General features: G+C 68.5%; 18 protein-coding genes. 11 read left to right on the top strand and 7 right to left on the bottom strand.

The features are described 5' to 3' along the window. Positions 1–399: 399 nt before the first annotated feature. From ABD269_RS31470 to ABD269_RS31425, 10 genes are all read left to right on the top strand, one after another. On the top strand, positions 400–2,037 hold the full coding sequence (locus ABD269_RS31470) for a peptide ABC transporter substrate-binding protein (protein WP_301892680.1): 1,638 nt from the start codon (positions 400–402) through the stop codon (positions 2,035–2,037). 177 nt (positions 2,038–2,214) lie between these two features. Continuing rightward, positions 2,215–3,138 (top strand): ABC transporter permease, encoded by a 924-nt coding sequence (locus ABD269_RS31465; protein ID WP_301892679.1) that lies wholly within the window; start codon positions 2,215–2,217, stop codon positions 3,136–3,138. Positions 3,139–3,171: 33 nt separating this feature from the next. Next, on the top strand, positions 3,172–4,098 hold the full coding sequence (locus ABD269_RS31460) for an ABC transporter permease (protein WP_301892677.1): 927 nt from the start codon (positions 3,172–3,174) through the stop codon (positions 4,096–4,098). A gap of 13 nt (positions 4,099–4,111) precedes the next feature. Beyond that, positions 4,112–5,173, top strand: coding sequence for an ABC transporter ATP-binding protein (locus ABD269_RS31455; protein WP_301892676.1), 1,062 nt, complete (start codon positions 4,112–4,114; stop codon positions 5,171–5,173). Continuing rightward, on the top strand, positions 5,166–6,221 hold the full coding sequence (locus ABD269_RS31450; protein WP_344123428.1) for an ABC transporter ATP-binding protein: 1,056 nt from the start codon (positions 5,166–5,168) through the stop codon (positions 6,219–6,221). The genes ABD269_RS31455 and ABD269_RS31450 overlap by 8 nt, the downstream gene beginning before the upstream one ends. A gap of 115 nt (positions 6,222–6,336) precedes the next feature. Beyond that, complete coding sequence (locus ABD269_RS31445) at positions 6,337–6,873, top strand: GNAT family N-acetyltransferase (protein ID WP_344123426.1); 537 nt, start codon at positions 6,337–6,339, stop codon at positions 6,871–6,873. A 126-nt stretch (positions 6,874–6,999) separates the two neighbouring features. Then, positions 7,000–8,619, top strand: a complete 1,620-nt coding sequence (locus ABD269_RS31440; RefSeq protein WP_344123424.1) for a peptide ABC transporter substrate-binding protein — start codon at positions 7,000–7,002, stop codon at positions 8,617–8,619. 69 nt (positions 8,620–8,688) lie between these two features. After that, positions 8,689–9,612 (top strand): ABC transporter permease, encoded by a 924-nt coding sequence (locus ABD269_RS31435; RefSeq protein WP_116213698.1) that lies wholly within the window; start codon positions 8,689–8,691, stop codon positions 9,610–9,612. Continuing rightward, the gene (locus ABD269_RS31430; RefSeq protein WP_301892668.1) at positions 9,605–10,576 is read left to right on the top strand and encodes an ABC transporter permease; all 972 of its coding nucleotides are present in this window, start codon (positions 9,605–9,607) and stop codon (positions 10,574–10,576) included. The genes ABD269_RS31435 and ABD269_RS31430 overlap by 8 nt, the downstream gene beginning before the upstream one ends. Positions 10,577–10,587: 11 nt before the next feature. Further along, positions 10,588–11,598 (top strand): ABC transporter ATP-binding protein, encoded by a 1,011-nt coding sequence (locus tag ABD269_RS31425; protein ID WP_301892667.1) that lies wholly within the window; start codon positions 10,588–10,590, stop codon positions 11,596–11,598. 12 nt (positions 11,599–11,610) lie between these two features. Here ABD269_RS31425 and ABD269_RS31420 read toward each other — a convergent pair whose 3' ends face one another. Then, on the bottom strand, positions 11,611–12,804 hold the full coding sequence (locus ABD269_RS31420) for an RNA-guided endonuclease InsQ/TnpB family protein (RefSeq protein ID WP_344123420.1): 1,194 nt from the start codon (positions 12,802–12,804) through the stop codon (positions 11,611–11,613). Positions 12,805–12,959: 155 nt separating this feature from the next. On the opposite strand from ABD269_RS31420, the gene ABD269_RS31415 reads away from it, so the two are divergent. Next, a complete protein-coding gene (locus tag ABD269_RS31415; protein ID WP_301892666.1) occupies positions 12,960–14,009 on the top strand; it encodes an ABC transporter ATP-binding protein in 1,050 nt (349 codons plus the stop codon). Positions 14,010–14,152: 143 nt separating this feature from the next. Here ABD269_RS31415 and ABD269_RS31410 read toward each other — a convergent pair whose 3' ends face one another. From ABD269_RS31410 to ABD269_RS31385, 6 genes are all read right to left on the bottom strand, one after another. Then, positions 14,153–15,223 (bottom strand): ABC transporter ATP-binding protein, encoded by a 1,071-nt coding sequence (locus ABD269_RS31410; RefSeq protein WP_301892664.1) that lies wholly within the window; start codon positions 15,221–15,223, stop codon positions 14,153–14,155. Positions 15,224–15,234: 11 nt separating this feature from the next. After that, the gene (locus ABD269_RS31405; RefSeq protein WP_301892663.1) at positions 15,235–16,266 is read right to left on the bottom strand and encodes an ABC transporter ATP-binding protein; all 1,032 of its coding nucleotides are present in this window, start codon (positions 16,264–16,266) and stop codon (positions 15,235–15,237) included. A 21-nt stretch (positions 16,267–16,287) separates the two neighbouring features. Then, positions 16,288–17,265, bottom strand: coding sequence for an ABC transporter permease (locus ABD269_RS31400; RefSeq protein WP_301892661.1), 978 nt, complete (start codon positions 17,263–17,265; stop codon positions 16,288–16,290). A gap of 84 nt (positions 17,266–17,349) precedes the next feature. Next, complete coding sequence (locus tag ABD269_RS31395) at positions 17,350–19,155, bottom strand: ABC transporter substrate-binding protein (protein WP_344123415.1); 1,806 nt, start codon at positions 19,153–19,155, stop codon at positions 17,350–17,352. Between the two features lie 46 nt (positions 19,156–19,201). Then, a complete protein-coding gene (locus tag ABD269_RS31390; protein ID WP_301892659.1) occupies positions 19,202–20,179 on the bottom strand; it encodes an ABC transporter permease in 978 nt (325 codons plus the stop codon). A 245-nt stretch (positions 20,180–20,424) separates the two neighbouring features. Beyond that, positions 20,425–22,542 carry a S9 family peptidase gene (locus ABD269_RS31385; protein WP_344123413.1) on the bottom strand — a complete coding sequence of 706 codons (2,118 nt, stop codon included), beginning with the start codon at positions 22,540–22,542 and terminating at the stop codon, positions 20,425–20,427. Positions 22,543–22,680: the final 138 nt, after the last annotated feature.

The following is a 22,680-nucleotide window of genomic DNA, read 5'->3' as shown; positions in this document are numbered from 1 at the left end:
CCTCTGGCATGCTCGGGGTGCGGCTGCCCTTCCGGTGCCCCTCCCGGCAAGTGATTTAGCGCCAGGTTTAACCGCCGAGTGTCCGAATAGCGGACGTGCGGAACCTGTTGTTGTGTTAACAGTCCGTTTCGCGGGTGTCTGTCTGTCCTCGCTTTGTCCGGATTTCGGACAGGTGAATGTGATCGATGTGACCAAAGCGAGACCCTTTAAGTGTGGTTTACAAGCCGGACGTACTCAATAGTTGGGTTCATTGAGCTCGGGTCAATGGGTCACGCGCTGTGGGGAGCGCCGACTCACGAGCACACTCGAGGTGCCGGTTCCGTCTCCGCTGTCAGGGGTGTCAGCGTGGGACCGGCGCCTCTCTTGTAGTGGACAGTGGACTCCTGAGGAGGCATACCCATGCGCGGTGGCAAGAGCGCCAAGTGGGTCGTCGGAGCGATAGTCGTGGCCATGGCCGCGACCGCGTGCGGTGGCAACGACAGCAAGAGCGATGGCAAGGGCGGGGCGGCGTTCCGCCTCGGCATCACCGAGCCGGTCTCGATCGACCCGGTGAACGCCCAGGAGTCCGAGGGCACCCTGGTCGCTCGGAACCTGTTCACCGGTCTGTACGACGTGAACCTCGACGGCACCCTGAAGCCGAAGCTGGCTGTCTCCGGCACCCCGAACGACAAGGGTGACGAGTGGACCTTCGAGATCAAGAAGGACACCAAGTTCAGCAACGGCGAGCCGGTCAACGCCGAGGCGTTCATCCGTGGTTGGACCCGTGCCGCCGCCAAGTCCTCCGCCTCCGATGTGGCTTACCACATGAACGGCATCGACGGCTTCAAGGACCTCAACACCGGCAAGAGCGACAAGTTCTCGGGCCTGACCGCCGCGGGTGAGTACACCCTCAAGGTGAAGCTCTCCGCCCCGGACTTCGAGTTCAACAAGAAGACCGCGCACTCGGTCTTCAGCCCGATGCCGAAGGTCGCCGGCGCCGGCGACAACAAGACGTTCAACGACGCGCCCATCGGCAACGGCCCGTTCAAGATGGACGGCAGCTGGCAGCACAACCAGAAGATCAACCTCGTCCGCAACGACGACTACGGTCTGGACAAGGCCAAGCTGAGCCGGGTCGAGATCTCGATCCTCAACCCGTCCAGCAGCTCCAACCTGGAGTACAAGGGCTTCGAGTCGGGCCAGTTCGACTGGGCCCGCATGCCCACGCCGCAGCTGCCGGTCGCCAAGGCGAAGTACGACGGCCAGGGCGAGTGGCTGAAGCTGGACTCCAGCGGTGTCAACTACCTGCTGCTCTTCACCACCGAGTCGCAGATGAAGTCGGCGGACGCCCGTAAGGCCGTCTCCTACGCGATCGACCGCGCCGAGATCGCCAAGGGCGTCTACCAGGGTCTCCAGGAGCCGGCCACGTCCCTCCTGCCGCCGACCTTCAAGGACGTCTACAAGCCGGACGTCTGCTCCTCCTGCGTCAAGCAGGACAAGGCGAAGGCCAAGGAGTACGCGGACAAGGCGGGCCTGAAGCCCGGCGACACCCTCGACTTCGGCTACAACACCGGTGCCGGCCACGAGGAGTGGGTGCAGGCGGTCGCCAAGCAGGTCGAGGACGTGCTCGGCCTCAAGGTCAAGCTGAACGGCCTGCCCTTCAAGGAGGCGCTCGCCAAGCAGCAGGAGAAGGGCACCAACGGCATCTGGCGTGCGGCGTGGTCGGCCGACTACCCGACCGCGGACAACTTCCTCTCGCCGCTGCTGTCCACCAGTGGCATCAACCCGGACGCCAGTGGCAAGGCCCTCGGTGACAACCGCGGCCGCTACAGCAACCCGAAGTTCGACGAGATGCTGGTCAAGGCGCGCGAGACCAAGGACCCCGCCGAGCGCGCCAAGATCTACCAGGACGCCGAGAAGCTGGCGATCGACGAGGACCAGGCGCTGATCCCGCTGTGGAAGCGCACCCAGTACCGCCTCGCCAACACCAAGAAGTACGACGGCGTGAAGATGGACTTCTTCGAGGACCCGAACCTCGCCGAGATCAGCCCGAAGTAACCCTCACCATCCAGCCACTTCCGTGAAGGTCGTGGGGCCCCGGGCGCTGCCCGCGGTCCCACGGCCTTCGCCCGGCGCGGGCCGGCCCACAAGGCCGTTGCCCGCCCGGGTCGCCTCCCTCCATCCCGAGGCGGCGGAACACGCCCCACGGCGGCAGCAAGTCAAGGAGGCAGCAACGTGGGCAAGTATGTGATCCGGCGGATCGGGCAGATGGTGATCGTCCTCTTCGGTGCGACACTCATTCTGTTCGCCTGTCTGTTCGTTCTTCCGGGTGACCCCGTCGGCTCGCTCGGTGGCGACAAGGCGCGCGACCCCGCCGTCGTCCAGGAACTGCGCGAGCGCTACGGGTTGGACAAGCCGCTCGCCGTGCAGTACGGCAACTACGTCACCAACCTCGTCAAGGGCGACCTCGGCGAGGACTACACCCAGCGGCGCGAGGTCTCCGAGGTCCTCGCACCCAAGCTCCAGAACACCGCCAAGCTCGCTCTCGCGGCCATCGTCATCGATGTCGTGCTGGGCATGCTCGCGGGTCTGGTGGCGGCTCTGTTCAGATACTCGTTCTGGGATGTGCTGGTCACCCTGCTGACCACCCTGGCCATCGGCTTCCCCAGCTTCGTCATCGGCTCGATCTTCCAGAGCCAGTTCGCGGTCAAGCTCGGCTGGTTCCCGCTGATCTCCGACGGGTCGTTCAACTCGATGATCATGCCCGCGGTGACGCTGGCCATCATCGACGCAGCCCTCGTCGCCCGTCTGATGCGCGGCACCATGCTCGAAGTGCTGCGCGCGGACTACGTGAAGACGGCCGTGGCCAAGGGCCTGCCGCGCCGCACCGTGCTCTTCAAGCACGTCATGCGCAACTCCGTCATCCCGGTCGTGACCTACATCGGTATCTCCTTCGGAGGTCTGCTCGGCGGCGCGCTCATCACTGAGGCGATCTTCAACTGGGACGGCATCGGCTTCGCGCTGGTGACCGCCATCCAGCAGCAGAACAACCCGATCATCGTCGGCGTGGTCACCTACGGCGTCGCCGTGTTCGTTCTGCTCAACCTGCTGGTCGATCTGCTCTACGCGGTGCTCGACCCGCGGATCCGTCTCAGCTGACCGCCAGGTCAACCCCGTTCTAGGAGTCACCCAATGACTGAGCTCGCCAAGAGCAAGGGGCCGGACGCCGCGACCGCACAGCCAGCTGCCGCGACCGGCACCGCCGAGCCCGCACCCGCCCGGATCACCCAGTGGAGCGAGATCCGCCACCGCTTCGTGGCCAACCGGCTCGCCGTGGTCGGTCTGGCGCTGGTGCTGCTGCTCTTCGTCGTCGCCGCGGCCGCGCCGCTGATCGCCACGCACGACCCGTACGCGCAGGACCTCGGCAACACCCTGCAATCCCCCAGCGGCGGCCACTGGTTCGGCACCGACGCCCTCGGCCGCGACCAGTTCTCCCGCGTCATCTACGGCAGCCGGATCGCCGTCATCGTCGGTCTGGCCTCGATCTTCCTGGCCTGTCTGATCGGCATGGTGCTCGGCGCCCTGGCCGGTTACTTCGGCAAGTTCGTGGACACGGTGATCATGCGCATCGCCGATATCTTCTTCGCCTTCCCGCTGCTCATCGGCGCCATCGTGATCATCCTGGTGATGGGCCGCGGCGTGACGCCCGTGATCCTGTCGCTCGCCATCTTCAGCTGGGCGACCGTCGCGCGACTGCTGCGCAGCAGCATCCTGTCCGTCCGCGAGATGGACTATGTGACGGCCGCCAAGGCCCTCGGCGCGAGCACGAGCCGCATCATCGTCCGGCACATCATGCCCAACTCCATCGCCGCGGTGATGTCGTTCATCGCCTTCAGCGTCGGTACGGCCATCGTCGCCGAGGCGTCGCTGTCCTACCTGGGCGTCGGCGTGAGTCCCGAGGTTCCCGAGTGGGGCAACATGATCTCCTCGGCGAGGGACTTCATGGGCGTCAAGGACTTCCTGTGGGCCTACCCCAGTGTCGCGATCGTGCTGACGGTGCTCGGATTTGTGTTCGTCGGCGACGGGCTGCGCGACGCCCTCGACCCGAAGCTGCGTTGAGGAGATCGTCCCGATGACCACCATCGAAAAGACCGCCGGCACGCCGGACCCGGCGACCGGCGGCGGCAAGAAGTCCGTGCCCCTGCTCGAAGTGCGCGACCTGCACGTCGAGTTCAAGACCCGGGACGGCGTGGCCAAGGCCGTCAACGGTGTGAGCTACAGCGTCGACTCCGGCGAGACCCTCGCCGTGCTCGGCGAGTCGGGCTCCGGCAAGTCCGTCACCGCCCAGGCCATCATGGGCATCCTCGACTCGCCCCCCGGCCGGGTGGCCGGCGGCGAGATCCGCTTCCACGGTGAGGACATCCTCAAGCTGCCGGAGAGCGAGCGGCGCAAGCTGCGCGGCCCGAAGATGGCGATGATCTTCCAGGACGCCCTGTCGGCGCTCAACCCGGTCTTCTCCGTGGGCAATCAGCTCGGCGAGATGTTCCGGGTGCACCAGGGCATGTCCAAGAAGGACGCCAAGGCCAAGGCCATCGAGCTGATGGACCGGGTCCGCATCCCGGCCGCCAAGGAGCGGGTCAACGACTACCCGCACCAGTTCTCCGGCGGCATGCGCCAGCGCATCATGATCGCCATGGCGATGGCGCTGGAGCCGGACCTGATCATCGCCGACGAGCCCACCACCGCCCTGGACGTGACCGTCCAGGCGCAGGTGATGGACCTGCTCGCCGAGCTCCAGCGCGAGCTCAACATGGGCCTCATCCTCATCACCCACGACCTGGGTGTGGTGGCGGACGTCGCCGACAAGATCGCCGTGATGTACGCGGGCCGGATCGTCGAGACCGCGCCGGTGCACGAGCTCTACAAGCGCCCCGCGCACCCGTACACCCGTGGCCTGCTGGAGTCGATCCCGCGCCTGGACCACAAGGGTCAGGAGCTCTACGCGATCAAGGGCCTGCCGCCCAACCTGCTGCACATCCCCACCGGCTGCGCCTTCAACCCGCGCTGCCCCAAGGCGCAGGACGTGTGCCGTACGGACATCCCGGAGCTGCTCCCGGTCGCGGAGCAGGACGGCACCGAGCTCGACGGCCGCGGCAGCGCGTGCCACTTCTGGAAGGAGACCATCCATGGCTGAGCCGGCCAAGCAGTCGGACCAGCGGGAGCCGATCCTCCAGGTCCGCAACCTCGTCAAGCACTTCCCGCTGACGCAGGGCATTCTCCTGAAGCGGCAGATCGGCGCGGTCAAGGCCGTCGACGGTGTCTCCTTCGACCTCTACCAGGGCGAGACGCTCGGCATCGTCGGCGAGTCCGGCTGCGGCAAGTCCACGGTCGCCAGGCTGCTGATGACGCTGGAGACGGCCACCTCGGGCGAGGTCTTCTACAAGGGCCAGGACATCACCAAGCTGTCGGGGCGCGCGCTGAAGGCCGTGCGCCGCAACATCCAGATGGTGTTCCAGGACCCGTACACCTCGCTCAACCCCCGCATGACCGTCGGTGACATCATCGGCGAGCCCTTCGAGATCCACCCCGAGGTGGCACCGAAGGGCGACCGGCGCAAGCGGGTGCAGGAGCTGCTGGACGTCGTCGGTCTCAACCCGGAGTACATCAACCGCTATCCGCACCAGTTCTCCGGCGGCCAGCGCCAGCGCATCGGCATCGCCCGCGGCCTCGCGCTCAACCCGGAGATCATCGTCTGCGACGAGCCGGTCTCGGCACTGGACGTCTCGGTGCAGGCGCAGGTCATCAACCTGATGGAGAAGCTCCAGGACGAGTTCAACCTCTCCTACATCTTCATCGCGCACGACCTGTCCATCGTCCGGCACATCTCCGACCGCGTCGGCGTGATGTACCTCGGCAAGATGGCCGAGATCGGCACGGACGCGCAGATCTACGAGCACCCGACGCACCCGTACACCCAGGCGCTGCTCTCCGCTGTGCCCGTGCCGGACCCGGAGAAGCGCGAGGGCCGGGAGCGGATCATCCTCACCGGAGACGTTCCGTCGCCCGCCAACCCGCCGTCCGGCTGCCGCTTCCGCACGCGCTGCTGGAAGGCGCAGGACAAGTGCGCCGAGGAGATGCCGGTGCTGGCGATCCCCGAGGTCTTCAAGGGGAAGGACACCCCGGCGGCACACGATTCGGCGTGCCACTTCGCCGAGGAGAAGCAGGTGGTGGGCGCGGCCTAGCAGGGCTGCCGGAGGCCATCCGCTTGCCGATCGCAGGGCCTCTTCGTGGCTCAGGGTTGCACAGCCGATCCGACCACCAAGAGGCCCTGTTGTCGCAGGGCGTTACGATCCTGCGATGCCTCCTGCATCAGAGCCCTGGATCGCCGCAGCCCCGTTGGTGACACCGCGTCTGCGCCTGGAACCGCTCCGCGTCGAGCACGCGACGGAGGCGGTCACGGTGTTCGACGACGTCCGGCTGCACACGTGGACCGGTGGGTCCCCCGGCACGCTCGATCAGCTCGTGGACCGGTACGGACGGCAGTCGGCGGGCCGGTCCCCGGACGGCACGCAGGGGTGGCTGAACTGGATGCTGCGCCGTGCCTCGGACGAACAGCTGGTCGGCACCGTGCAGTCCACGCTGCACCGTCCGCCCGCCGGAGGCGTCGAGGCATCGCTCGCCTGGGTGGTCGGCCACGACTACCAGGGCAACGGCTATGCGCGGGAGGGGGCGCTCGCCATGGCGCGCTGGCTGCGGGAACAAGGGGTGACCGGGCTCGTCGCCTACATCCACCCGGAGCACGAGGCGTCCATGGGCATCGCACGGGCCCTCGGTCTGACGGCGTCCGATGTCGTGGTGGACGGAGAGGTCCGCTGGAGCGACGCCGCCCGATAACGCGGGTCGCGCGTGTACTCACGCATACGGGGGGTTTCCGCCCCGTCCGGTACCCGGAAAGCCCATGAGGTCACCATATGGGGTGTTATCTCGTCCTAAGCGATTCTTAGGACGAGGAGGCACTCCATGCGGGGAGTCGCGCGCGCCCGGTGGGCCGGCTGTGTGCTGTCGGTGGCGCTGGTGGCGTCGGGCTGCGGGGGAGGCGGGAGCAGCGGCGGTTCCGGAGTGGTGCGGGCCTCGTGGGGCGACCCCCAGAATCAGCTGGAGCCCGCCAACACCAATGAGGTCCAGGGCGGCAAGGTGCTGGACATGATCTTCCGGGGGCTCAAGCGATACGACCCCCGCAGCGGCGCGGCCGAGAACATGCTCGCCGACAGGATCGAGACGTCCGACCAGCAGAATTTCACCGTCACCGTCAAGGACGGCTGGACCTTCAGCAACGGTGAGAAGATCAGCTCGAAATCCTTCGTGGACGCCTGGAACTACGCGGCCCTGGTCGACAACAAACAGAAGAACGCCTCCTTCTTCGCCTATATCGACGGCTACGACAAGGTCCACCCGACCAGCGGCACGGCCACCTCCAAGACCCTCTCCGGCCTGTCCGTGAAGGACGACAGGACCTTCACGGTCAAGCTGCGGACGAAGTTCTCGACCTGGCCCGACACCCTCGGCTACGCCGCGTACGCCCCGCTGCCCGCGGCCTTCTTCGAGAACCACGCCGCCTGGCTGAAGAAGCCCATCGGCAACGGCCCGTACCTCGTCGACTCCTACGACAAGGGCTCGTCGATGAAGCTCTCCAAATGGGACGCCTATCCCGGCCCCGACAAGGCGCAGAACAACGGGGTGGAGCTGCGGGTCTACACCGACAACAACACCGCGTACACCGATCTCCAGGCCGGGAACCTCGACCTGGTCGACGACATTCCGAGCGCCCAGCTCAAGAACGTCAAGAACGACCTGGGCGACCGCTACATCAACCAGCCCGCGGGCATCATCCAGACGCTGGCCTTCCCGATGTACGACCCGGCCTGGTCGAAGAGCGGACTGGAAAAGGTCCGCAGGGGCCTTTCCATGGCCATCAACCGCGACCAGATCACCGATCAGATCTACCGGAAGACCCGGACGCCCGCGACGGACTGGACCTCCCCGGCCCTCGGCGACAAGGGCGGCTACAAGGCGGGCCTGTGCGGGGACGCGTGCAAGTACGACGCCACCGCCGCGAAGAAGCTGATCCAGGACGGCGGCGGGCTGCCGGGCGGCCGGATCACCCTCACCTCAAACGTCGACACCGGCTCGCACCGCGTGTGGATGGACGCCGTCTGCAACAGCATCAACAACGCCCTGGGCAACGACCGGGCGTGCACGGTCAACCCCATCGGCACCTTCGCGGACTTCCGGGCCCAGACCACCGAGCAGCGGATGACCAATCCCTTCCGCTCGGGCTGGCAGATGGACTACCCGCTCATCCAGAACTTCCTGCAGCCGCTCTACTACACGGACGCCTCCTCGAATTACGGGAAGTTCTCGGACCCGAGGTTCGACAACCTCGTCGACGAGGCCAACGCCGAGAGCTCGGCCGACAAGGCGAACGCCAAATTCCAGGACGCGGAGAAGATCCTCGCCGAGCAGATGCCGGCCATTCCGCTGTGGTACCAGAACGGCAGCGCCGGCTATTCGGAACGGCTCTCCGACGTCACGCTCAACCCCTTCAGCGTGCCCGTCTACGAGCAGATCAAGGTCGGCTGACGAGCCTTCGTACGGACCGGGCCCGGCGCCCCGCCGCCGGGCCCTCCCGCCACGACCCCCGGAGCCCCCATGGGACGGTATGTGATCCGGCGGCTGCTCCAGATGATCCCGGTGTTCATCGGCAGCACGTTCCTGATCTTCTTCATGGTCTACACCCTGGGCGACCCCGTCGCAGCCCTCTTCGGCGACAAGGCGCCCGACCCCGCGACCGCCGCGCGCATCCGCCAGGAGCTCTATCTCGACGAGCCGCTGTGGAAGCAGTACCTGCACTACATGGGGCAGATCCTCACCGGTGACTTCGGCACGGCGTTCAACGGGCAGAAGGTCACCGAGCTGATGTCCAACGCCTTTCCGGTGACCCTGCGCCTCACGCTCGTCGCCATCGTCTTCGAGATCGTCGTGGGCATCGTGCTCGGCGTCCTCAGCGGGCTGCGGCGCGGCCGCTCCGTGGACACCTCGGTGCTGCTGCTCACCCTGGTCGTGGTCTCCATCCCGACCTTCGTCAGCGGCTATGTGCTGCAATTCCTCTTCGGTGTGAAATGGGGGCTGGTGCCGCCCGCGGTCTCGCCCGAGGCACCCGTCGACGAACTGATCCTGCCCGGCGTGGTGCTGGGCCTGACCTCGCTGGCGTACGTCACCCGGCTGACGCGTACGTCCATCGCGGAGAACTCCCGCGCGGACTACATCCGCACGGCCGTGGCCAAGGGCCTGCCGCGGCGCCGGATCATCACCCGGCACCTGCTGCGCAATTCGCTGATCCCCGTGGTCACCTTCATCGGCACCGACGTCGGGGCGCTGATGGGCGGTGCCATCGTCACCGAGCGGATCTTCAACATCCACGGCGTCGGCTATCAGCTGTTCCAGGGCATCCTGCGGCAGAACTCGCCGACCGTGGTGGGCTTCGTGACGATCCTGGTCATCGTCTTCCTGCTGGCGAACCTGCTGGTCGACCTCCTCTACGCCGTGCTCGACCCGAGGATCCGCTATGCCTGAGTCCCCCGAGCCGCAGGACGCCATCACCCCCGCCGGGGGCGGCGCGATGAGCCTGGCCACCAGCGAGGCGGAGACGCTGGAGAAAGGGCCGCCGCCGTCCGGCGGCGTGCCCACGGGCCGGCCCCGCAGCCTGTGGTCCGACGCCTGGCAGGACCTGCGCCGCAACCCCGTCTTCGTGGTCTCCGCGCTGATCATCGTCTTCCTGGTCCTGATCGCCATCTGGCCGGAGATGATCGCGAGCGGGAACCCCCTCCAGTGCGACCTCGCCAAGGCCCAGGACGGTTCCGCGCCCGGTCACCCCTTCGGCTACGACGCGCAGGGCTGCGACGTCTACACCCGTACGGTCCACGGTGCGCGCGCCTCCATCACCGTCGGCATCTGCGCCACGGCCGGTGCCACCCTGCTCGGCAGCGTGCTCGGCGGGCTCGCCGGGTTCTTCGGCGGCTGGTGGGACGCGCTGCTGTCGCGGCTCGCCGACATCTTCTTCGGCATCCCGATCATCCTGGGCGGGCTGGTCTTCCTGTCCGTGGTCACCAGCGGCTCGGTGTGGCCCGTCGTCGGGTTCATCGTGCTGCTGGGCTGGCCGCAGATCTCCCGCATCGCCCGCGGCGCCGTGGTCACCGCCAAGCAGAACGACTACGTCCAGGCCGCGCGGGCCCTCGGCGCGGGCAACGGCCGGATGCTGCTGCGGCACATCGCGCCCAACGCCGTCGCGCCGGTCATCGTCGTGGCGACCATCGCGCTGGGCACCTACATCGCCCTGGAGGCGACGCTGTCCTTCATCGGAGTCGGCCTCAAACCGCCCACCGTGTCCTGGGGCATCGACATCTCCAACGCCTCCGTCCAGATCCGCAACGCCCCGCACATGCTGCTGTGGCCCGCGGGAGCGCTGAGCATCACGGTGCTGGCGTTCATCATGCTCGGCGACGCGGTGCGCGACGCCCTCGACCCCAAACTGCGCTGAGGAGCGGGCGGATGGAGCACCAGGAAGCACAGCCGGTCCTGCTGGACGTACGCGACCTCCAAGTGGAGTTCCGCACCCGCGACGGGGTGGCCAAGGCGGTCAACGGCGTCAGCTACAGCGTCGGCGAGGGCGAGACGCTCGCCGTGCTGGGGGAGTCCGGGTCGGGCAAGTCGGTGACCGCGCAGGCGATCATGGGCATCCTCGACTCGCCGCCGGGCCACGTCACCGGCGGCCGGGTCTTCTTCCGCGGCGAGGACCTGCTGACCATGCCCGCCGAGACGCGCCGCCGGGTGCGGGGCGCCAAGCTCGCCATGGTCTTCCAGGACGCGCTGTCCTCGCTCAACCCCGTGCTGAGCGTGGGCGCCCAGCTCAGCGAGATGTTCGAAGTGCACGAGGGGATGACCCGCAAGGACTCCCGGGCCAAGGCGGTCCAGCTGATGGACCGGGTCCGTATCCCCGCGGCCAGGGAGCGGATCGGCGACTATCCGCACCAGTTCTCCGGCGGCATGCGCCAGCGCATCATGATCGCGATGGCGATCGCCCTGGAACCCGACCTGATCATCGCCGACGAGCCGACGACCGCCCTGGACGTCACCGTCCAGGCGCAGGTCATGGACCTGCTCGCCGAGCTCCAGCGCGAGTACAACATGGGCCTGATCCTCATCACCCACGACCTGGGTGTGGTGGCGGACGTCGCCGACAAGATCGCCGTGATGTACGCGGGCCGGATCGTCGAGACCGCCCCCGTCCACGACCTCTACGCCGCGCCCGCCCACCCCTACACCCGCGGCCTCCTCGACTCCATCCCGCGCCTGGACCGCAAGGGGCAGCAGCTCTACGCGATCAAGGGCCTGCCGCCCAACCTGATGGCCATCCCGCCGGGCTGCCCCTTCAACCCCCGCTGCCCCCGCGCCCAGGACATCTGCCGCACCGACCGGCCACCGCTCTTCGCCGTCGCCCCCGACCGGACCAGCGCCTGCCACTTCTGGAAGGACACCCTCGTTGACTTCTCCCCCTCTTGAAGGAGGGGATTCTCACGGCTCGCGCCGTGAGGTTTTCTGCTTCGTCGCCGACTGCCCGCCCGGAGTGCTCCGTTGAGGTCTTACACCGGCTCCACAGACTGTCACCGCCAGCCCGGCGGCCTTCAGATTGCGTGCCGCGTTCTCGTCCCGGTCGTGGGTCGCTCCGCAGTTGCCACACGTCCAGGTGCGGACGCTGAGAGGCATCTTTTCCCGCAGGGCACCGCAGGTGGAGCACAGTCTGGAGGAGGGGAAGAAGCGGTCCACGACCACCACGTCCCGTCCGTACCAGGCGGCCTTGTACTCCAGAAGGCTGCGGAACTGCGACCATGCCGCGTCCGAGATGGCGCGGGCCAGGCTCCCGTTCTTGACCATGTTGCGTACGGTCAGGTCCTCGATCACGAGCGTTTGGTTTTCGCGCACGAGCCGAGTGGTCAGTTTGTGCAGGTAATCGCGGCGCCGGTCCGCGATGCGGGCATGGATTCTCGCTACCCGTCGGCGGGCCCTGGCCCGGTTTGCCGACCCCTTGGCCTTCTTCGCCAAGGCCCGCTGGGCCTTGGCCAGGCGGGCACGGTCACGGCGTTCGTGCCGGGGGTTTGCGATCTTCTCGCCCGTGGAGAGCGTCAGAAGATGGTCCAGTCCGGCGTCGATCCCGACCGCCGTACCGGTGGACGGGAGCGGCTTTACAGCGGGGTCCTCGCACAGCATAGAGACGAACCAGCGTCCGGCGGCGTCCCGGCTTGCGGTCACCATGGTCGGCCTGGCGCCTTCGGGGAGGGGCCTGGACCACACGATGTCCAGCGGCTCCGTCATCTTCGCCAGGGTCAGGTGCCCGTCGCGGAAGGTGAATGCCGAGCGGGTGTACTCCGCGCTGGCGCGGGAGTTCTTCTTGGATTTGAAGCGCGGGTACCTGGCCCGCTTGGCGAAGAAGTTGGTGAACGCTCCCTGCAGGTGCCGCAGGGTCTGTTGAAGGGGGACGCTGGAGACCTCGGAGAGGTAGGCCAGTTCCTCGGTCTTCTTCCACATGGTCAGCATTGCCGACGTGGCGTTGTAGTTGACCCGCTCCTGTCGCGCCCATGCCTCGGTGCGGGCGGCGAGCGCCAGGTTGTAGACCTTCCGCACACACCCGAACGTGCGCGACAGCTCGGCCGCCTGTGCATCGGTCGGATAGAAGCGGTACTTGAACGCCCGCTTCACATGGCTGGTCACAGCTCACAAGCTAACACATCAACTTGTGAGACTCTGAGGAGAGTTGAGCATCCGGCAGCGATCCGGCCTGGCGGCAGACCACCTCTCCCTGCCCTGCTCTGCAGGGGTCCGCTCCCTCTCCGCCTGGAAGGGTGGAGTATTCACGGAGGTATTCGATGAGAGCTGACGGCGAGGTGATTCTGGAGGTACGGGACCTCGTCAAGCACTACCCGCTCACCCAGGGCATCCTCTTCAAACGGCAGGTCGGCGCGGTCCAGGCGGTCTCCGGGATCTCCTTCGACCTGCGGCGCGGCGAGACGCTCGGCATCGTCGGCGAGTCCGGCTGCGGGAAGTCCACGGTCGCGAAGATGCTGGTCAACCTGGAACGGCCGACGAGCGGGCAGATCCGCTACAAGGGCGAGGACATCACCAAGCTGTCGGGGCGCGCGCTGAAGGCCGTGCGCCGCAACATCCAGATGGTGTTCCAGGATCCGTACACCTCGCTCAACCCCCGGATGACCGTCGGCGACATCATCGGCGAGCCCTTCGAGATCCACCCCGAGGTGGCACCCAAGGGCAGCCGCCGGCAGAAGGTCCGCGACCTGCTGGACGTCGTCGGCCTCAACCCCGAATACATCAACCGCTATCCGCACCAGTTCTCCGGCGGCCAGCGCCAGCGCATCGGCATCGCCCGCGGCCTCGCCCTGCGCCCGGAGGTGATCGTCGCCGACGAGCCGGTCTCGGCGCTGGACGTCTCCGTACAGGCGCAGGTCGTCAACCTGCTGGAGCGGCTCCAGGACGAGTTCGACCTGTCGTACGTCTTCATCGCCCACGACCTGTCCGTGGTGCGGCACATCTCCGACCGGGTCGCGGTGATGTACCTCGGGCGGCTCGCGGAGGCCGGCACGGACGCGCAGATCTACGAGCACCCGACGCACCCCTACACCCAGGCGCTGCTCTCCGCCGTGCCCGTGCCGGATCCGCGGGCGCGGGCGCGCCGCGAGCGGATCCTGCTGGCCGGGGACGTGCCGTCGCCCGCGCATCCGCCTTCGGGGTGCCGCTTTCGTACGCGGTGCTGGAAGGCGCAGGAGAAGTGTGCGGAGGTTGTGCCGTTGCTTGAGGTGCCGGATTGGTTCCGGGAGGGGGGTGGGGGTGCGACGCATGAGTCGGCGTGTCACTTCGCTGAGGAGAGGGGTGTCCTTCCGACGGAGGGCGATCCGGGTTGAGGTCTGTGGCGCCTGCGGCGGGCTTGTTCCCCAGCCCCGCCCCTTCCCGAAACTGGGGGCAAGCCCCCAGACCCCCGAAGCACGCTCCGCGCGCTGTCCTCAAACGCCGGACGGGCTGAATGCGCGCACCGTGGTCAGCGAGATCAGCCGGACAGGGCCGGGTCCAGGACGACGTCCTGGGTGCGGGCCGTCGTGGAGCCCGCTTCCGGGAAGTGGCAGGCCGTCAAGTGGCCCTCCGCGTTGCCCTCCAGCCGCACCAACGGCGGCTCCTCCGCGCCGCAGCGCGCCTGCGCCTTCCAGCACCGCGTACGGAAGCGGCACCCCGAAGGCGGGCTGATCGGGGACGGGACGTCGCCCGCCAGGCGGATGCGTTCGCGGGGGGTGCCGCCGGTCGTGAGGGCCTCCGGGACCGCGGAGAGCAGGGCGTGCGTATAGGGGTGGCGCGGGCGGCGGTAGATGTCGTCGCGGTCGCCCACCTCGACGATGCGCCCGAGGTACATCACGGCCACGCGCTGCGAGAAGTGCCGGACGACGGCGAGGTCGTGGGCGATGAAGAGGAACGCGATGCCCAGCTCCCGCTGGAGGGACCGGAGCAGGTTGACCACCTGCGCCTGGATGGACACGTCGAGCGCGGACACCGGCTCGTCCGCCACCACCAGCCGCGGTTCCAGCGCCAGCGCGCGGGCCACCCCGATGCGCTGCCGCTGGCCGCCGGAGAACTCGTGCGGGAAGCGGTTGTAGTGCTCGGGGTTGAGGCCCACGGTCTCCAGGAGCTCCCGTACGCGCGCCTCGCGGCCACCCGCCGGGCGGATGCCGTTGATCTCCATCGGCCCGGAGACGATCCGGCCGACCGTCTGCCGGGGGTTCAGCGACGCGTACGGATCCTGGAAGATCATCTGGATCTGGGCGCGGACCGGCGCGAGCTCCGTGCGGCTCGCGTGGGTGATGTCGTGGCCCTGATAGGTGATCCGGCCGGCCGTGGGCTCCAGCAGACGGGTGAGCAGCCGCCCGGTGGTGGACTTGCCGCAGCCGGACTCGCCGACCAGCCCGAAGCTCTCGCCCGCGCGTACGGTCAGGTCGATGCCGTCGACGGCCTGCACCGCGCCGACCTTACGGCGGAACGGGAAGCCGCCCATGACGGGGAAGTGCTTGGTCAGCCCCTCGGCGACGAGCAGCGGCTCGCCCGGGGACGCCGTGTCGCTGATGTCGCTCATGGGAGATCTCCTCAGGCCGGTCGGGGCTTGGTCTGCTGCTGGGGGAAGGCCGTCCGCTGCCGGGCGGCCGGGAGGTGGCAGGCCGCGCCGCGGCCCGGGGGCAGCTCGGGGCGCTCGGTGCGGCACCGGTCGCCGCCGACCTCGGCGACGTGGGCGCAGCGCGGGTGGAAGGGGCAGCCGGGCGGCGGGTTGAGCAGGCTCGGCGGGGTGCCGGGGATGGGGACGAGGGGCTCCTCGACGTCGGAGTCCAGCAGCGGCATGGAGCCGAGCAGCCCCCAGGTGTAGGGGTGGCGGGGCTCGCTCAGCACCTCGTGGACGGTGCCGCGCTCGACGGCCCGGCCCGCGTACATCACCAGCAGCTCGTCCACCGTGTGGGCGACGACACCGAGGTCGTGGGTGATGAGGATGATCGCCGAACCGGTCTGCTGCTGGAGCTCCTTGAGCAGGTCGAGGATCTGGGCCTGCACGGTCACGTCGAGGGCCGTCGTCGGCTCGTCGGCGATCAGCAGCTCGGGGTCGCAGACGAGCGCCATCGCGATCATCGCCCGCTGGCGCATCCCGCCGGAGAACTGGTGCGGGTAGTCGTCCACGCGCAGCGCGGCGTTGGGGATGCCGACCTTGTCGAGCATCTCGACGGCGCGCTGCCGGGCCTCGCGCCGGGTGGCCCCGGTGTGCTTGCGGTAGGGCTCGGCGATCTGGCGGCCGACGGTGTAGTAGGGCGAGAGCGCGGTGAGGGAGTCCTGGAAGATCATGGCCATCTTGTTGCCGCGGAGCTTCTCCAGCACCGATTCGGGGGCGCCGGTCAGCTCCTGTCCGTCGAGCAGGATCTCGCCCCTGATCTCGGTGTGGCGCGGGTCGTGCAGCCCGAGTACCGCGAGGTTGGTGACGGACTTCCCGGAGCCGGACTCGCCGACGATGCCGAGTGTGCGGCCGCGCTCCAGCTCGAAGCCGAGCCCGTCGACGGCCTTGACGACGCCGTCCTCGGTGTCGAAGCGGACGAACAGGTCCCGTACGGACAGGAACGCGCCGTCGGATGTGGTCACGGTGGGGTTCTCCGTAGGGTGTCAGGCGAGGCGCACGCGCGGGTCGATGACGGCGTAGGCGGCGTCCACGACGATGTTGGCGACGACGATGGCCGTGCAGCCGACGAGCATCACGGCCATCAGGGTGGGCAGGTCGGTCTCGCTCACCGAGGAGACGGCCAGCCGCCCCAGCCCGTGCAGGCTGAAGGTGAACTCGGTGATGATCGCGCCGCCGAAGAGCGACCCGAGGTCGATGCCGAAGATGGTGACGATGGGGGCGAGCGCGCCCCGCCAGGCGTAGCGGAAGAAGACGGTGCGCCGGCTGAGCCCCTTGGCGCGCGCGGTGCGCACATGGTCCTCGCCCAGCTGCTCGATCATCTGGGAGCGCGTCATGCGGCTGTAGTTGGCGATGAAGATGATGGAGAGCACCAGCCAGGGGATGAGCATCCCCATGAACCACTTCCCGGGGTTCTCGGTGATCGGGTAGTAGGCGGGGTTGTCCATCCAGTGCAGCCCGCTGACGAGGACGGCGAGCGCGATCACGCCGACGAAGTAGATCTGGAGGGCGTTGCCGACCAGCGACAGGGAGCTGAAGAACTTGTCGATCCAGGTGCCGCGGAAGGCGGCGGCGAGCATCCCGATGCCCACGCCCACGAAGAGGAAGACGGCCGCGCCGCCGAGGGTGATGGACAGCGTGGTCGGGAAGCGGTCCACGATGGTGCCCCAGACCGGCTGCTGGTTGGAGAAGGAGTAGCCGAAGCAGGGGGCCGGGCAGTGGCCGACGGTGAAGTCGCGGCCGACGAAGATGCCCGTCATGTAGTGCCAGTACTGGACGGGCACCGGCTGGTCGAGCCCCAGGTTCTTGTTGATGACGGCGATGGCGTCCGGGGTGCAGTTCTTGCCGCAGGACATCAGGGCCGGCTCGGAGGGCAGCGCGAAGAAGAGCAGAAAGGTGATCGCGCTGATCAGCAGGATGATCACGATCGCGCCGAGCGAGCGGCGGGCGAGGAATCGAAGCATGGGTCGCGGTCTTCCGGTCGGCAGGGCGTTCCGGCAAGGGGTGCGGCCGGGCCGGCGGGGGCCCGGCCGCGGGGGAGCGGTTCGCTATTTGACGTAGACGGCGGTCGGGTCGGCGGTGCCGTAGACCGGGTGGTAGCGGACCCCGCCGAGGTTCGAACCCCACAGCGCGAACTGGCGGTTGTAGAAGGTCGGCACGCCCGGGACGTCGTCCGTGAAGACCTTGTCGGCGAGCTTCTGCCACTCGGGCGCGGCCTTCTTCACATCCGGGATGGCGCTGATCCGGTCGATCTCCTTGTTGACGGCGGGGTCGTTGACGTGGCCGTAGTTCTGGGCGCCGTCGGCGATCTGCCGGCCGTCGAAGAGCGGGGGCACCACGGTCGAGGAGACCGGCCAGTCCGCGCCCCACGAGGTGCGGTAGATGTCGAACTTGTTCTTCACCTCGGCGATCGCGGTCGGCCAGGTGTTGGAGTCGATCTCCTTCTTCTGCACCTTGAAGCCCGCGCGCTCCAGCGCCTGGGTGACGACCACGGAGACCTTCTGCTGGAGGTCGGTGTTGGGGTAGGCGTAGACGATCTCCTGCCCCTCCTTGCCGGCCTCCTTCAGCAGCTCCCTGGCCTTGTCGGGGTCACCGGCGGGCTTGGCCTTCTTCCCGTACGGGTCGGTCGGCTGGTAGCCGTCCATCGCGGGGGAGAGGTAGTTGGTGGCCAGCACCCCGGCGGTGGTGCCGCCCATCTGCTGGAGGATCTGCCCGTTGGGCATGGCGTACGCGAGCGCCTTGCGGACCCTGACGTCCTTCAGCCGGTCCATGTTGAAGCTGATGTAGTCGACGTACGGCTGGATCTCCACGAAGCGGCGGGCCTTGGTGTCCGCCTGGTTCAGCACCTTCTCGGTCATCTCCGGCGCGACGGCGTTGGTGAACGACAGGGTGTTCTTGTCGCTGCCCTGGTCGGCGAGGAAGCGGCGGGTGGAGTCGGCGTACTGATGGCCGAAGCTGATCTCGAACCGGTCGGCGTACTGGTGGCGTACGGGGTCGGTCTTCGGGTCCCACTGGTCGTTGCGCACCAGCGTCAGCGACTTGCCGACCTTGTAGTCCCCGACCTTGTACGGGCCGGAGGAGAAGGGCGCGTTGTCGTACTTCCGCTGGGTGTCCTTCGCCGCCTTGACCGGGCCGATGTTGGGCATCGCGGTCGCGAACGGGGCGTCGGCGTGCGGCGCCAGGAAGTGGAAGACGATCGTCTTGTCGTCCGGGGTGTCCAGCACGGACGAGGGCAGGTGCTTGCCCTTGTACGGGCCGTCGGGCAGCGCCTTGCGGAAGGCGGCGCCGTCGCCGGAGAGCCACTGCGGGATGTACTGCGGGCCGTCCGTCTCGAAGTCGGCGTAGAGCCGCTCGATGCCCCAGCGGATGTCCTGGGAGGTGATCGGCGAGCCGTCCTCGAACTTCAGCCCGTCCTTGAGGGTGAACTTCCAGGTCTTCCCGCCGTCGGAGGCGGTGCCGGGGCCGGTCGCCAGATCGCCGACGATCTTTACCTGGCCCTTGTCGCCGACCTTGTACGAGGTCAGCGTGCGGTTGTAGAGCATCTGGTTGGTGAGCATGTCGCTGTAGTAGATCTGCGCCGGGTCCAGGTGGACGAAGGCGTCGCGCTGGAGGACGCCGACGGTGCCGCCCTTCTTGGCACCGGGGACGTCTGGGGCGGGACCGGCCGAGTCCGCCTCGCTGCCGATCGAGAAGTTCGAGGACTTGTTCTTGTCCGAGCCGGGCCCCTCGTCCTTGGCTCCGCCCCCGCCTCCTCCTCCGCTGCTGCACGCGGAGAGCACCAGGGCCCCGGCCGCCAGGGCCGCGGCGGTGCACAACCGGGCTCTGGGCCCGCGGTATCTCGTCAGCGGATTCATGGGTCGATGCACCTGCCTGTCCGTCGATAACTGGTAGGGCACTGCGTCAGCGTCCGGTCCTGGGGTCGAAGGCGTCCCTGACCGAGTCCCCGAGCAGGTTGAAGGCGACCACGAAAATGATCATCGCGAGGCCGGGGAAGAAGATGTAGGTGATGTCGCTCTCGTAGTAGTGGGCGCCGTTCGCGAACATCCGGCCCCAGTCGGGCGTGGGCTCCACGATGCCGACGCCGATGAAGGACAGGCCCGCCTCGACGGTCACGATCGAGGGCAGCATCAGCGTCGACTGCACCAGGATCGGGGTCCAGAGGTTGGGCAGCAGCTCCTTGCTGATGATCCGCCAGGGGGAGGCGCCGGTCACCTTGGCCGCCTCGACGAACTCCCGCTCCCGCAAGCTGAGCACCTGCCCGCGCAGCAGTCGCGCCAGCCCCATCCAGCCCAGCACCCACAGGACCAGGATCAGGGTCACCACCCGCAGATAGGTGGGCGTCTCCTTTTCCGGGCTGACGAAAAGGGAGTAGACGACCGGCGTGAAGGCGATGAAGGACAGCTGGGAGGGGAAGGCCAGCAACAGGTCGATGAAGCGCCCCAGGAAATAGTCCGTCCGCCCGCCCAGATATCCGGCCGTCACCCCCACCAGGACGCCCGTGAGCACGCACAGGACGGTGGAGGCGGTCGCGATGAGCAGGGACGTACGGATTCCGTAGACGAGCTGGGAGAGCACATCCCGGCCCAGGGTCGGTTCGATGCCGAACCAGAAACGGCCGGAAATACCGCCGTTGGACTTCACGGGGTAGCCGAACTCGTTCAGCAGCCCCTGTTCGTTCAGCCCGTACGTCGTCGTCGCGTCCTTCCCGTAGACCTTGGAGATCAGCGGGGCCGCCACCGCGACGAGGAAGAAGAACAGCACCACGTACGCGGAGAGCACTCCCGTCCGGTCGCGCTTGAAGCGCCGCCACATCAGCTGTCCGGGTGACCGGCCCGCCAGCTCCGGTTGTGCCACGGTGCCCCGGGAAGGACTCGTCATCGCGTAAATCCCCCGCACTGTAGACCAGTTGGCCCATCGCGGACCTGTGGAACGCACGGTGGGTTGAGCGGACTTTGGCAATGGATTCACGGCGCAGTCAAGAGGGCTGCGCAGGAAGGCCCGGCGGGCCCCGCTTCTTGAGCGAAGGTTGAGCGGATCGACGACGTGGCGTGCTTGACAGCCCTGTCGGGCCGGGATCGACGCACGTCGGCGATCATGTGCGGCAATCCCGGCCCGTTGAGCGATTACATGCCCAAGGACCGCTTGAGGAAGTCGACCTGGAGCAGCAGCAGGTTTTCCGCGACCTGTTCCTGGGGCGTCATGTGCGTCACCCCGGACAGCGGCAGTACCTCGTGCGGGCGGCCCGCGGCGAGCAGCGCGGAGGACAGCCGCAGGGTGTGCGCGGCGACCACGTTGTCGTCGGCCAGGCCGTGGACGATCATCAACGGCCGGGTCTGCTCCGCCGCCTCGCCCAGCCCCTCGTCGGTGACCAGCGAGTTGCGGGCGTAGACCGCGGGCCGCTCCGCCGGGTCGCCCAGATAGCGCTCGGTGTAGTGGGTGTCGTACAGCCGCCAGTCCGTGACCGGGGCGCCCGCGATGCCCGCGTGGAAGACGTCGGGGCGGCGCAGCACGGCCAGCGCCGCGAGGTAACCGCCGTACGACCAGCCGCGGATCGCGACCCGGCCCAGATCCAGGGGGTGGTCCTCGGCGAGCGCCCGGACCGCCTCGACCTGGTCGTCCAGGGTCACGCCCGCGAAGTCGTCCCGGACCGCCTTCTCCCAGGCGGGGGAGCGGTGCGGGGTGCCGCGGCCGTCGGCGACCACCACCGCGAAGCCCTGGTCGGCGAACCACTGCGAGGTCAGGTGGGAGTTGTGCGCGGCCACCACGCGCGGCCCGTGCGGTCCCCCGTACGGGTCCATGAGCACCGGGAGCGGACCGTCACCCTCCGAATACCCGGTCGGCAGCAGGACGGCGCACGGGATGCGCCGCGCGCCGGCCTCGGTGAGCCGTGCGCGGGAGGCCAGCACCGGCGCTTCCGCGTGGGAGGTGACCGTGGCGGTCCGCACGCCGTCGCGTACGACCCGAACCGTCGCCCCGCTGTGCTCCAGGGATGTCGACACCAGGACGGTGACGGCGCCGGAACGCACCGCGGAGTGCCACCCACGGCCCTCCGAGACGCGCTCCGCACCGTTCTCGCCGACGCGGTAGACGTGGCTCTCACCGGTCTCCGGGTCCTTCGCCCCGGGCCCGGCGGAGGCGGAGACGAGCAGGTCCTCGGCGCCGACGTCGAGTACGGCACGCACGTGCAGCCGCGGTCCGGTCAGGGTCCGGTCGCCCACCGCCAGGGCCCGTACGCCGCCCTCGTCGGAGATCCGTACGAGCCGGCCGTCCGGGGTCCACGCGGGCACGCCAGGGAAAAGATCCAGCCAGTTTGCGTCCTCCTCCGTGTGCAGGACGCGGGTCTCGCCGGTCGCCGTATCCACCGTCAGGTACGCCTGGCCGCGCTGGTCGCGCGCCTGTACGAGCAGCAGCGGTGGATGCCCCTCCGACCAGTGCGCCTGCGCGAGATAGGGGAAGCGCTCGCGGTCCCACTCGACGTCCGTGCGGGAGCCGTCCAGGCCGAGCAGGGACAGCGTGACCAGGGCGTTCGGGGTGCCGGCGGCCGGATAGGCGACCTCGGCGGGCTGCCGGTCGGGGTTGGCGGGGTCGGCGATCCACCAGCGGCGTACGGGCGCGTCGTCCACGCGTGCGACCAGCAGGGACCGCCCGTCCGGCGCCCACCAGAAGCCCCGGGTGCGGTGCATCTCCTCGGCCGCGATGAATTCGGCCAGCCCCCAGGTGACCGTGGCACCCTCCGGCCCGGCCAGGGCGCGGTCGCCGCCGCCGTCCGCCTCGACGACCCGCAGCGCGCCGCCCGCGACATAGGCGATCCTGCGGCCGTCGGGCGACGGGCGCGGGTCGGCCACCGGGCCCGGAACCACCAGCTCACGGGCGGTCCCGCCGCGCAACTCCGCGATGAACAGCCGCCCCGAGAGAGTGAACGCCGCCAACTCCACGGCGCTGTCCACCGCATAGGCGACAACGCCCCCCGCGCCCTCGCGGATGCGCTCGCGCCGCGCCCGCTCCTCCGCGGACAGTTCTTCGTCGGCGCCGCCGAGCAACACCGCGGGATCGGCGGCCGGATGCTCCTTTCCGGTGTCGGGATCGAGCACCCACAGAACGTTTGCCCGATCGACACCGGTACGGGAGCGCAGGAAGACGACACGTGAGCCATCCGGCGACACGGTGAATGCGCGCGGCGCGCCGAGCGAGAAGCGCTGGGTTCTGGCGTACTGCCGTGGGAACGTGAGCTGTCCGGTCATGCCGGCGAGCCTACGGCGGGGCGGCGCGATCTCGCCGTGCGCCCCGGATTTGCTCCTGTGCACCGAGTGAGGTCGGGGCACCGGAAAGTTATGATCACTGACGCATAGTTGGTATGTCGCGGGTGGCATCCGTATGTC

The sequence above is a fragment of the Streptomyces blastmyceticus genome (assembly GCF_039521185.1).
GTDB classification, from domain to species: domain Bacteria; phylum Actinomycetota; class Actinomycetes; order Streptomycetales; family Streptomycetaceae; genus Streptomyces; species Streptomyces blastmyceticus.
The sequence above is the reverse complement of the archived record's forward strand: the minus strand, read 5'-3'. Positions and strand labels throughout refer to the sequence as shown.